The organism is Moraxella sp. 179-F 1C4 NHS (genome assembly GCF_045370505.1).
Taxonomy (GTDB): Bacteria; Pseudomonadota; Gammaproteobacteria; order Pseudomonadales; family Moraxellaceae; genus Faucicola; species Faucicola tetraodonis.
This window is the reverse complement of the sequence record NZ_JBIQEC010000012.1, coordinates 64,890-77,070: the sequence shown is the minus strand read 5'-3', so window position 1 is coordinate 77,070 and position 12,181 is coordinate 64,890. Positions and strand designations below refer to the sequence as shown.

Annotated in this window: 10 protein-coding genes; 2 read left to right on the top strand and 8 right to left on the bottom strand. The window is 43.7% G+C overall.

Annotated features, from left to right (window positions below; translation table 11 throughout):
* The first annotated feature begins 120 nt into the window (after positions 1 to 120).
* On the top strand, positions 121 to 552 hold the full coding sequence (locus ACH0AB_RS07405) for a hypothetical protein (protein ID WP_406877751.1): 432 nt from the start codon (positions 121 to 123) through the stop codon (positions 550 to 552).
* Between the two features lie 7 nt (positions 553 to 559).
* Here ACH0AB_RS07405 and ACH0AB_RS07400 read toward each other — a convergent pair whose 3' ends face one another.
* The 8 genes from ACH0AB_RS07400 to epmB form a co-directional block, all read right to left on the bottom strand.
* On the bottom strand, positions 560 to 1,342 hold the full coding sequence (locus tag ACH0AB_RS07400) for an SIMPL domain-containing protein (RefSeq protein WP_406877750.1): 783 nt from the start codon (positions 1,340 to 1,342) through the stop codon (positions 560 to 562).
* A 72-nt stretch (positions 1,343 to 1,414) separates the two neighbouring features.
* Entirely contained in the window at positions 1,415 to 3,481 is a 2,067-nt protein-coding gene (locus tag ACH0AB_RS07395) for a transglutaminase TgpA family protein (RefSeq protein WP_406877749.1), read from the bottom strand.
* Positions 3,478 to 4,494, bottom strand: coding sequence for a DUF58 domain-containing protein (locus tag ACH0AB_RS07390; protein WP_406877747.1), 1,017 nt, complete (start codon positions 4,492 to 4,494; stop codon positions 3,478 to 3,480). The genes ACH0AB_RS07395 and ACH0AB_RS07390 overlap by 4 nt, the downstream gene beginning before the upstream one ends.
* Before the next feature lie 95 nt (positions 4,495 to 4,589).
* Positions 4,590 to 5,549, bottom strand: a complete 960-nt coding sequence (locus tag ACH0AB_RS07385; protein WP_406877746.1) for an AAA family ATPase — start codon at positions 5,547 to 5,549, stop codon at positions 4,590 to 4,592.
* Positions 5,550 to 5,633: 84 nt separating this feature from the next.
* Positions 5,634 to 6,074 (bottom strand): c-type cytochrome, encoded by a 441-nt coding sequence (locus ACH0AB_RS07380; protein ID WP_314027420.1) that lies wholly within the window; start codon positions 6,072 to 6,074, stop codon positions 5,634 to 5,636.
* A 40-nt stretch (positions 6,075 to 6,114) separates the two neighbouring features.
* Positions 6,115 to 8,304, bottom strand: a complete 2,190-nt coding sequence (locus ACH0AB_RS07375) for a GGDEF/EAL domain-containing response regulator (protein ID WP_406877745.1) — start codon at positions 8,302 to 8,304, stop codon at positions 6,115 to 6,117.
* 223 nt (positions 8,305 to 8,527) lie between these two features.
* Positions 8,528 to 10,291, bottom strand: a complete 1,764-nt coding sequence (locus ACH0AB_RS07370; RefSeq protein ID WP_406877744.1) for a hypothetical protein — start codon at positions 10,289 to 10,291, stop codon at positions 8,528 to 8,530.
* 154 nt (positions 10,292 to 10,445) lie between these two features.
* Positions 10,446 to 11,447, bottom strand: coding sequence for an EF-P beta-lysylation protein EpmB (epmB, locus tag ACH0AB_RS07365; protein WP_406877743.1), 1,002 nt, complete (start codon positions 11,445 to 11,447; stop codon positions 10,446 to 10,448).
* 154 nt (positions 11,448 to 11,601) lie between these two features.
* On the opposite strand from epmB, the gene efp reads away from it, so the two are divergent.
* Complete coding sequence (gene efp / locus ACH0AB_RS07360) at positions 11,602 to 12,174, top strand: elongation factor P (RefSeq protein ID WP_007117135.1); 573 nt, start codon at positions 11,602 to 11,604, stop codon at positions 12,172 to 12,174.
* The last annotated feature ends 7 nt before the right edge of the window (positions 12,175 to 12,181 follow it).

Genomic DNA, 12,181 nt, shown 5'->3' with positions numbered 1-12,181 from the left:
AAGTTACTCGTCTCCGCTAATCAGTCGGCTTTTGCCCAGCTTAAGGCTATTAGCGGTGCGTAACTTCAGTTAGATAAAATAAATTACCTAATAGATTTTTTCATTTCTTTTATATTTTTAATGTTTAGTCTAATTTTAAACAGTAATTCTTTTCTTATTTCTATAGCTGAATTTTCTGGCATAAAAGACGAAGAATCTAAAATATATAAAGTAAATAAATCTGATTATAAAAAGATTGAAAATAATATAAAGTTACTTTGGCAAGCAAAAGCAAAATCCACTTCTGCAAAATGCCTCAAACAAAATAATGACGACAAATGCTTGCTTGTATTTGGAGTCGATAACTTTGATAAAAACATTTTCATTAATGCCAAAGTATTTTTTAGAGATGAAAAAAATACTATTCTTTGTCCGCCAAATGTTTACTTTATAGGTAAGAAATCAGAGAGATGCTTTCTAATAAATACAGAAATTTTAACCCCAACTTCCCAAACATATAAATCTGTTCAAAACAATAAAAATTTCAGAACTTCTTATTTTATTTTAGAGTAGAAAAAATTCACTGCTCAATCGCATAATCAATCGTAACGACCAATCGCACCAATTTGTCCACGCCATCTTTATCATACGTCCCACCATAATCCGAATCATCGGTATCACGATTATGCGCATCCAAAATATTAAATGACCCTTGCGACGCTGAGCGCATCACCCCGACTTTGGCATGACCGGTTTTGGCAAACTCTTCGGCGCGTTTGTTGGCATCATCGGTGGCTTTGGCAATCAAATCATGCTTGATTTTCTCAAGGTCATTGAGCAGATATTGCGGCTTTTCAAACGTCACTGATTCATGGCTGATACGATAATTTTGCACTTGAGCAAGCATATTGGTGATTTTATTGAGTTCTTGACTGCTAATTGACAGCGTTTGCGTGGCTTTATAGCCATTTTGGCGGGTGCGGGTTTGTCCCTGCTCATCCACATAGTCCTCATTATACGGCTCAACGCTTATGGGCGTGACATTTTGACTAGATACGCTAAATCCTTTGCTTGCCACAAACTGCTGCAGCGCTTTAAAGTCATTTTTACCATTGGCTAATGCACCTGCATAGTCCTGTCCCCAAGCGCTGACGCCCATTTGGATTTGGGCAAGATTGGCTTTGTAAGGGGCTTCTGCCAAGCCTTTGACGGTAATTGTGCCGGACTGTTTTAGATTCTTAAACTGCGTGCCCAGTACAAATGCCGCAGCGATAAGACCGAGTGCCAAGATAATGCCAAAGATAATCAAGGGTAATGAGTTTTTATTATCGGTTTGTAGCGGTGGCGTAGGTAAATTACTCATATTTAGTGAGCCCTATATTTATTTACTATATTTATTTCAATTCTATAGAGTATAGCAAACAAATATTGAATATTAATGTTTTTTTAGCGCGATGGTTTTCGCCAAATTGTCTAATTGCCGCATGGGTTGTTTGTTATCCGTAGGCTGCTGATAGCGGGTTTGTCGATAAAGCGCGGCAAGTGCTTGAAGGGCTGCCTTATCAGTAACTTTTGGCTCAAGTCGAGTAAGCCAATCCAGTACCCCTTCACTATCCTGCCTTGCGAGCGTTTTGTCTTTTTTTGCCAAGCGATTGGATAACTGTATCATAATCCAATCATGCCTATCCCAAACCCGGCGACGACGCCACCACAGCCACAATCCCAATAGCGCAAGGACGCTCACAAGGGTGACAAACATCACCATCACTTGCTGATAGACAGATTGGATATTCAGCCATTTAAACAGCGATGACCGCTGGCGGTCTTGGTCATAGCCGACCACATCGCGTTGCCAATAATAGCTAGCTTGGTCAAACAAGCGGCGCGCTTGCTGTAGCATTTGAAACTGCTGATAGCTAATTTGCCCTGCCACGCCCTCACCAAACATTTTTGCCCCAGCGTCTTGGGTGACAGTGTCCATACCCTGCTCGACCCGATTGGGTGCGACAAAGCCCGTAGGATCTACACGCACCCAGCCGCGCCCTTGCACCCAAATCTCGCTCCATGCATGGACATCCATTTGCCGTACTTCCCAGCTTTTGCCATCACGCCCTAACTGCCCACCTTGATACCCGGCTACCACACGAGCAGGTACACCTGCCGCTCGCATAAGGTAAGTAAAACTTGACGCATAATGCTCACAAAACCCTGCACGGGTAGCAAATAAAAAATCATCGATGCGATTACTACCCAAGATAGGGGGCGATAAGGTGTAGCGAAACTGCTGGCTATGCATCCACTGGGCGATGGCGTTGGTATAGGCAATTGGGTCATCGCCTGCTTGGTGATAGAGTCGCTGCGCAAATTGGCGACTTTGCGGATTACCGCCTGCTGGCAATGCTAAATTGACCTGACGATGCTGGGTAGATAAGGCTAAATTGATAGGCGCATCATCTAACCAATGCACTTGATAAGTAAAACGCTGATTGACAGTGTCCCAATACCGCAGGGTAAAATCCGACGTCAGCCCAATGCCTTTTTGGTTGGTTATCGGATAATCAAGCCCAAACAACCAATTTTGTCCCGTCTGCTCCAAAATCACCCGATAGTCAGGGCTAACGGCTAAAGTAAAGCGTTTACTCAGCCTTAACGTCGGCAACAACCAATCAGCAATCGGCTGATCGGGCGTCCAAAGCGAGGTGTTAGGATTGGCGCGCCAGGTGGTGCCATCAAAATCAGAAAACACCAAACCTCGCCAATATAAATTTTGTTGGCTTGGCTGATTGCCTAAAAATTCTACCCGAAACGCCAATTCAGTCGATTGACTGAGGTTAGCAAAATCGCCCGGTGACATACTATCTGACATGCCGGTCTTTGCTTGCGCGCCGCTCAAATGCACCGACCATAGTGGCGGCAATCGGGGGAAAAATAAAAATAGAATAATGGTCAGAGGAATGGCTTGACCGACCAATAAGCCAAGCGTGCGGTAGCGTCCTGTACCATCATCATTTTGCGCAATCATAGCAAACAGCACGACCATCGTGCCAATCGCCACTTGTAGCGTTGTAATCAAATCTTGATTAATTAAAAACAGCCCTGCCAATACAAACAGTGATAAACTCAGCACCACATAGCAATCACGCCTGGTATGCAATTCCAGTAGCTTACTGACGGCACACAATAGCAAAAAAGCGATACCGACATCCAAGCCAAAGGCAGTACGATAGGTCAAATACAGCCCCACCAAACTTGCAATGAATCCTGTGTACTGTATCAACTGTAATGAGCGCGGACGATACAAAGCGTTGGGCAACCAACGTCGCAGGGGTTGCAATTGAAAAATGATAATAAAAAAGGCATACACCGATAGCCAAATGGGTAAATTTTTGACGTGAAAAGCCACAATCAACAGTTGAGACAGCAATATCCACTGATACGCCGAGATTTGGTTTAGGCGCTGAGATAAGGTTAAGCTAGCGCGATTTAGGTCAGGGAGATTCATGGCGTTTTTGCCAATCTTAGCAAACATTGCTGACGAAATGCTTGTCCTTCACCTATTGCGCCCTCACCATCAGGCAGTCGCAATTGAAAAGCGATTTGGCTTTGGGTCAAACTATCCACCCCGTAGCGCAGCTGGCTGAGTTTTTCTTCATGCGTCATCGCAGGCATTTGATAGTAATCAAGCAATTGCTGCTGCCCAACACTCTCCACAAAGCGTTTTGACATGAGTCCTTGCCCGCGCGCGACATGCGCCCACGAAATACGCGCCAATGATTCCCCTGGGACATAATTATCCAACTGGTCAAAATCTTCCTGCCCTGCTTGGGTGTGTAAGGCAGCGGTTTGCTCATCATCGGATGGCACAAACTGACTGGCTTTCATCTCATAGCTCAGTGGCGCAGGATACACCCACGCGTGTCCTTCAAAAAACACATACGACCAAGCTTGCAAAATCCCTAAGGGATATAGGGTACTCACCGTGAGCCTGGGTAACACAATTTTGCCGCGTTTATCGGCTGTTAACCATAAGCTCACCTGTTGCGGCGCTTGTATTTGATTGACCAACAGCCAATCATTTGGTTCGGACTGTGCATTGGGTTTGCGGTGTATCGGCTGTTTAAAGTCAAAGGCGTTGTTGGCAAAACTTAACCGAATTTGCCGATGCGGCTGACTTGACTCACTGCTAATTTGCAGTCGCACTTGTACTTTGTCACCCACTTGTGTATCGCTGATATCCACCAGTTTGATTTGCAACCCTGCCAAGTGTGCAAAGGTATAATGGATAGTCACCACGAGTAGACTACCCAACAAAAAGCACAAACCCAACACCAAATTATTGGCGTAATTAATCCCTGCGACAAAGGTAATGATGAGTAAAAAAGCGTACAGCAATCCTTCTTTACTCAAAAAAATATATACGTTGCGCAGGTTGAGGGTGATGTCGCGGCTAATCGGCGCTCGACGCTTAAACCATGTTTGCAAGTAGTTTTCAAGTCGCTGGCGAATGGCAAACATGATAGGCGCGGGCTCTTAATCGGATAATTTAATCAAATAATAAAAATACAGCAATGAGAAAGTTTTTAACGCTAAAACACGTTATACATCATGGTTTACATCATTACCGGCACTTGGCGTAACAATTGGGTCGCAATCGATTGGGGCTGCTCACCGCCCAAATGATTAAATGGGATAAAAGCTTGCCCCAAGCGATGATCGACGACGGCAGCAAATACCGCTTGGATATCTTCTGGCGTCACTTCATTGTAGCCACCCAAATAAGCAAAGGCTTGGGCCGCTTGCTTGAGCGCTAGCACACCACGGGTAGATAGACCATGATAGTCTCGGCTTTCACGCGTTTTCGCTACCAATCGTTGCAAGTAGTCAATCACGACATCTGCGATATACACGGCTTTGGCTTGCGCTTGTGCCTGCTGCAATGACTGGGTATCTAACATGGGGGTAATTTGGCTGAGCATTTGACGTCTATCTTTACCCAGTAGCAACTCTCGTTCGGCATGAACCGAGGGATAACCCAGCGATAAACACATCAAAAACCGATCCAGCTGTGACTCAGGTAAAATAAACACACCCGATTGCTGCGTCGGGTTTTGGGTGGCAATCACAAAAAAAGGTTCAGGGAGTTTCCGCGTTACCCCATCTTGCGACACTTGCCGCTCTTCCATCGCCTCTAACAGGGCAGATTGGGTTTTTGGGCTAGAGCGATTAATTTCATCGGCAAGTAACAGCTGACAAAATATCGGGCCTGGCTTAAATTCAAATGTGCCAGTATCGGTTTTATACAGGGAAATCCCTAAAATATCGGCAGGTAACATATCACTGGTAAATTGCACCCGATTAAACGATAACCCCAAATGGTTGGCAATCGCGTGCGCTAGCGTGGTTTTACCCATTCCTGGTAAATCTTGAAGCAGTAAATGACCATTGGCTAACAAACAAGCAACCGCCAGCTTCACCACGACAGGTTTATCCAACACGATCTCATTAATACTCACCAGCATGGCTTGCAATCGTTGTTGTAACGGCTGATTGTCTAAGTTACCCATCACCATGTGGTCTATCCTTTAAAGGTTTAAATTTTGTTTATCAATCATGTTAACTAAAAATATCGCTAAAAGGCATAGCCACAAAGCGATTTAACGAAGCGTCGAAATATAGGCAATAATGTCTTGGCGGACTTTGGCATCAGCAATCGGGTCAGAACGCATACGCGTTCCTGCGATGGTCTGTTTTGGATGGGCGATATATTTATCCAAATTTTCCGCTGTCCACGTCATATTGCTGTTTTTTAGTGCGTCTGTATATTGATAATCGGTTAATAAGGCGGATTTTGCCCCATAAATACGCAGTAATTGTGGGCCTTTCTCGTTATTTCCTGGCTGCAGCTTGTGGCATTTGAGACAGGCTTCTTCGTATTGCTTTTTACCGTTATCGGCATCCCCTTGGCTATAAACGGGCAAGGTAACTGCTGGGCGCTGAGCGGGTGGCTGATGTTGACAACCTGTCGCAATGACGATACAAAGACCCAATCCTAGCATAGGCAATCGGTTTGATTTATGAATGATTGTTTGGTGCATGTTGGCTAACTCGTTATTACCTTATAAACTCAGCTATTATTTAGCTGGTTTCATTCTCGATGTGCATGGTGTCACTGGCTTTTTGCAAATATGCCCCTTGCAAATAACGCGCACCGACTGTCCACGCCGCTGACATGGCGGCAGGGTCTTCAATAAAGGGCATCAAACAACTAGATCCGCGCTCAGTGATTTCGCGCACTACCGTTGCCACGGTATTGACATTGTCATTGTTGCTCAAATCTTTGATATAGCTGCGATCGAGTCGTACTAGTTGCGGTTTGACAAATTCCAATACTTCCATCGCATTGACCGCTGAGCCAAAATTATAAATGCCTAAGTGACAACCTATTTGGTTAAGTTCTTGACTTTGTTTGGCTGCCACCGCTAGATAATCAATTACCATGGTTTCATTAAACTGCAACGTCAACACCCCCGGCTCGCTGGTCTCTAACGCTTGCATCAATCGACTCATAAAGCTTGGCAAGGTGGCATCGGCTAGTGATATCGGGCTTAAATGCACTAATAATCTGGCACTGGCATCGACCTCATGACGGTAACGTTTTAAGTCTTTACAGGCTTGAATCAACATCCAACGGTCGATTTTATCCATTAACTGATGTCTGGTCGCCACTTCTAAGAATTTATCAGGTGCCATTAAGCTGCCATCTGCTAGCGGCAGGCGTAAAAACACCTCAAACATGTTACTGACATCGTTTTCCACGTCATAAATCGGCTGATATAATAATTTAAATTTGTTATGTTCTAGCGCATCACGTAGCGATTCGTACAGCGCACTGTCATCACTGCTGGCAAAACTACTTGGGTCATATAGATAGAATGAATCTTTATCGTCGTTGCTGTCTTTATGGGCTTTGGCTGCCATGCCGACGGCTTGGATGACACGGTTAATAATACTATTGGTGTCAGGTGCACTGGCGTTGACTAAGGTTGCACCAATGGTTACTGTGGTCTTAACCGTACGATGACCAATTTCAATAATGGTGCTATTTATATCGGCAACCAATTTTTGTCCCAATGCTGTCAAATCTTGTTGTCGCATATTAGGGATAATTAGCATAAACATGCTATCATTAAAGCGGCTCAAATAGCCATTTTTCACTCGCTTTTCCCCAATAATCTCAGTGAGATGTTGCTCAAGAATATTGGCAACGGCCACCACCACCCCATCAATTCCTTCAATCCCCACACTGGCATGGATTTTACCAATATTATCGACGCGTAACGCCATCAAACCCACAGATAGGTTTTTCTCAACAATCGCGTCACGCAGTCGGTGAAACAGGCTTTCAAAACCATGACGATTAAATAGCCCGGTGATTGAGTCAATGCGTTCCATCGCCTCAAGTTTTTTGGCAAGCTCAGCACTATTGGCTTGTTCATTGGGCTGGATAATGACTTGTAGACACGGCTGACCGTCATAGGTAGCAGCCGCTAACTGCAGCTTAGCGGCGAAGGTGGTATTATCTTTTCTAACACTTTCAAATTCAAATTCGACGTTTGTACGGTTGCCTTTTTCAAAGTTTTTTAAAAACGTTTTGAAATCTTGGATATTATTGCTCGCAATCAAGTCAACGACCGGCACCCCCATCAGTTCATCGAGCGTTTTAAACCCAAACATTTCAAGATAGGGCTCATTGGCATAAATATGTAAACCATCTTCAATATAAGCCACTGCACTCTTGGAGTTTTTAATAAGAATATTGGCACGCTGTTCGGCATCACTCAACACCATTTTTAGCCGCTCAAGCTCGCGGACGAGTTTATGATGCTCGTGTTCATGGCAGATACGAATAGCCATGCGCAGTAACTTATTTTTGCGCAAAGCATCCGCTGCACCCCAATAGGTATATAAAGGTAATAACTTATGAGTTTTATCAGGGTCACTAACAAGCTGGGTCTGGGCTTGCTCATTGGCAGTTAATGCGCCTGGGTAAGCAGTCGCGTCATCAGGCAACACAGCAATGACGGGGATGTGAGCATCGTGGGCTTTTAAAATCTCTTTGACGTCTTTAAACGATAAATCGTACGCATTTCCCACCAAAACAATGTCCCAAGACTGGCGCAATAACTTAATCAGCTCGTCTTTGGCATCCAAAAATCCTAAATTAACCTGTCTATAATAATGTTTTTCTAATAACCCAACCAACTGCTCGGCATACAGCTGGTTATCATCAATGATTAACAGATTGAGTTGGTTGTGTTTTTGCATCGATTCACTATCCCATTAAACGCTTGTCCATTAACGCTTGGCTTATAGAGCCATATGCAAGCTATTATAAGCGAACTGTTTGATAAATTATTTATAATATTAGATTCAATTTCTTATTATATGATTAATCAATCAAAACGGCTACAAGGATATGAAAATCTTTTATTTTTAATGGGTTAGAGTTAAAATGGCAGATTTTGTTGCCATTTCTTAGCGGTTAAGTTTACGGAATTCTTACAAAAGCGTATTCTTCGATATCATCAGTCATATCAAGTAGCTCAGTCAGACGCACGTTAATTTCCTTGCTCTCAATACGCACCACTAGCTTGTCTGCCACTTGGTAGCCAAAGCGTGCCATCAGCAAACGGGGCTGGGTATCAGCGTTGTTTGGATCGCTAGGGATAATAAATGCCGCAACAAAATGTGGCTGACGGCTACCGGCATTTTGAAAGCGCACGCCACAGGGAATGGCATTTTGACAATGCACTCGCACTTGTGCCTCAATTTCTAAGTAGGTCTTGTTGGTGGGTTGACCGGTTGGCGTATCGATAAAACCTTGACGGTTATCTTTAATGTAGCCGAGCTGCCAAGTTTTTGCGCCATTAACCTTTCGCAGCGCAATTAAGCAATTGACTTGCAATTGCCTCAGCGGATGATAGCTATCGCCACGGCTGCTGCTTGGATATGGGTCAACGATTTGATTGGCGTAGTTAAACACGTGCGACAGGCACATGGATTGGGGATTTTCTTTGTTCAGCTCCACAACGGTAGATTTTTTAAGATACGCCGTATGTTGAGTTTTGGGTTTTAACCGCTCAGGCAACTCATTGGCATGAATGAGATTGCCCAAACTGGTTTTACTCGCAAGCATGTAATGGATATTATTGAATCCAAGTACCACTTCACATTTTGAATGGTTCTGATGATAGTCTGCCGCTGGTTTTAACCCATCTTGGATATTATTCAATACCAATTTGGCCTGACGCGCGCTGTTTTTTATCTCAGCCTCGCTACTGTTTTGACTTTGGCTAATGGTTTGATGTAAGTGTTTAAATAACCGACTAAACATCACAAACAGGCAATTGCTGGCTGCTGCAAAGGGATTGAATGTACCATCGATTTCTAGCAGTTTGGGCGGCTGCTTACCTTCTAAATCAATATACAGGTAAGGTTTTTCTAGCAAGTCTTTGCTAATCATTAGCGCTTCAATCCACTGGGTACTTACTTTTTGTATGGCTACAATATCCGCACGCCGACAAGCATATGGATTGGTGACCGCTACCGTCAAGCAATGAAAATATATTTCCTCAATCGATAGCGGTGCACCTTGTTTGCTATACTCATTGGCAGAATGCAGTTTGATTGGCAAGGTGATAGACTGCCAATCATTAGTGACCGCAAATCGATAGCAGGCATTCAGATATTGCCAAATCACCTGTGTATCTTTACGATAGCCGATATATTTTTCAAACAGCGATTGGCGCAGCAATAGCATGGTACTGTAGAGGGAGCGCTGAATGACTTGGGTGGGGGTAAGGGATTGAGGTGTTTGGCGAAATAGGCTAATGATGCCTTTTTTCTCAGCTCCTTCAGGTCGAGCCGCCGCCCGTTGCCAAATCACATGGTAAAACATGATGCCTAGATAAAGCACCGATAGCACGGTATCTAAGCCTTGCTGTTTTTCTTCATCCAAGATACCTGGTTGGGTTTGGTAATTTACCCGCAATTTGCCCAGTAATACGCTGACGGCTTTATTAACCTCATCAAATAATGCAAAGCGTTTGACATCGTCAATATCGGCAAACATCAACTGGTTGATCACGAATTTATATTCGTTATACATCTCACACGCCGACATACGATTAAATTGTATCTGCCAATCGGTCATATCCTGCAACGAATCCTGGGTAACTTTGAGTTCAATAGGACTGGTCGGTATATCGTTTATGCGCTGTAAGAAATCGTCTAGTGTGAGATCCGTAACCATTTTTTTGTACCAAAATGCACAACATTTTTCGACTTATTTAACAACAGTAAATAACACAAAAGCCAGGTTTTAGCTAGATATTTAAGATAATTGTACTATTTAACAGACAAATAGCAGATAATCTTTTATTTTAGTTGTTGTTTTTCAACAAATTTTAGTCGTTATACAAGTCAACGGGCGTTTTAAATGGCTTATTAGGTAATTCTCGCACCAACTTTGGCACCAAGTAGCCAGCACATTTGGCGAGTAATTCCCAGTATAGAGCGACTGCTTGTTCATCTGAAATATAGAAATGGCTCGCCCCGGCAACTTTATCAAGCACATGCAAATAATAGGGTAAGACGCCCGCTTGCCATAATTTTTCATTCAAGCTTGCAAGCGTATTTGCATCGTCATTAATCGACTTGAGTAGCACGGTTTGGTTAAGTAACGTAACACCCGCTTTTTTTGCCTTACCCAAAAATATTTGTGTTTCTTGGTCGATTTCATTGGGGTGATTGGCATGAATGACCATGACGACATGACAGCGGCTGTTGGCAAATCGCGCAAGTAACGGCTCATCTAAGCGTTCAGGAATCATCACAGGTACACGGGTATGGATACGAATGGTCTGCACTTGCGGTAGTGCTTCAAGGGTGGTGAAAATCTCCAATAAACGACGATTGCTCAGCGATAATGGGTCGCCGCCACTTAAAATCACTTCATTGACCGCGGGGTGCGCTGTGATGTAGGCACTGATGGCTTGCCAATCATTGTGGGTTGGTAGATTTTCGTGGTAGTCAAAGTGCTGGCGAAAACAATAGCGGCAATTGACCACGCAAGCCCCGGTGACAGGAATCAGCACCCGTGATGCGTATTTATGGATGATGCCTTTGACCGGATTGGCGTGTTTTTCATCGAGTGGGTCGGTGACGAAACCGGTAACTTGTACCGTTTCTTGGAACGTCGGCAACACTTGCTTAAGCAGCGGATCATTAATATCGCCTTTCACCATTTTTTGCACAAAGCGGCGTGGCACTTTTAGGGGAAATCGACCGACCTGACTGTCAAAACTATCTATCGGCAAATCTAACGCTTGCGCTAATTCAGCAAAGCTCGTGATGGTGTCAGAAAACGCATTTTGCCAGTTTTTTTGTGTCGCCAAATAGTTTATCATATAGTGTTTATCCAATTGTCAATGCCGCTTGCTGATAACGCCTGTTGCGGATAGGGTTACAGCGTAGGCAGCGCATTTATACAAATTGGCTATTATACAAAGATTTGATTTACCTCGGTTATTTTTTAGTCGCAACACCTTATTAGGAAATTTTATGGCAACTTACTCAACCAATGAATTTAAAGCAGGCTTAAAAGTCATGCACGAAGGCAACCCCTTTGCAATTTTAGAAAATGAATACGTTAAACCAGGTAAAGGTCAAGCATTCAACCGCGTCAAAATGCGTAACCTAAAAACGGGTAAAGTATTAGAAAATACCTTTAAATCTGGCGATAGTCTTGAAGGCGCTGACGTTGTTGATACTGAGATGAACTATCTATACAACGATGGGGAATTCTGGCACTTTATGCACCCAGAAAGCTTTGAGCAGCTACAAGCCGACAAAAATGCGATGGGCGATGCGGCAAAATGGTTAAAAGAAAATAGCAACGAAGAATGTACTATTACCCTATTTAATGGCGTACCATTAAGCGTTGCTGCACCAAACTTTGTTGAGTTAGTGATTACCGAAACTGACCCAGGTCTAAAAGGCGATACCTCAGGTGGCGGCGGCAAACCTGCAACCCTTGAAACAGGCGCGGTGGTTCGTGTGCCATTATTTGTCCAACAAGGCGAAAAAATCAAAGTCGATACCCGCACTGGTGAATACCTATCACGGGTACAATAATATATTT

Coding starts and splice junctions, on each gene's coding strand:
- ACH0AB_RS07395 (WP_406877749.1), bottom strand. CDS start 3,481: ATGAATCTCCCTGACCTAAATCGCGCTAGCTTAACCTTATCTCAGCGC.
- ACH0AB_RS07400 (WP_406877750.1), bottom strand. CDS start 1,342: ATGAGTAATTTACCTACGCCACCGCTACAAACCGATAATAAAAACTCA.
- ACH0AB_RS07405 (WP_406877751.1), top strand. CDS start 121: ATGTTTAGTCTAATTTTAAACAGTAATTCTTTTCTTATTTCTATAGCT.
- ACH0AB_RS07390 (WP_406877747.1), bottom strand. CDS start 4,494: ATGTTTGCCATTCGCCAGCGACTTGAAAACTACTTGCAAACATGGTTT.
- ACH0AB_RS07375 (WP_406877745.1), bottom strand. CDS start 8,304: ATGCAAAAACACAACCAACTCAATCTGTTAATCATTGATGATAACCAG.
- ACH0AB_RS07380 (WP_314027420.1), bottom strand. CDS start 6,074: ATGCACCAAACAATCATTCATAAATCAAACCGATTGCCTATGCTAGGA.
- ACH0AB_RS07385 (WP_406877746.1), bottom strand. CDS start 5,549: ATGGTGATGGGTAACTTAGACAATCAGCCGTTACAACAACGATTGCAA.
- efp (WP_007117135.1), top strand. CDS start 11,602: ATGGCAACTTACTCAACCAATGAATTTAAAGCAGGCTTAAAAGTCATG.
- epmB (WP_406877743.1), bottom strand. CDS start 11,447: ATGATAAACTATTTGGCGACACAAAAAAACTGGCAAAATGCGTTTTCT.
- ACH0AB_RS07370 (WP_406877744.1), bottom strand. CDS start 10,291: ATGGTTACGGATCTCACACTAGACGATTTCTTACAGCGCATAAACGAT.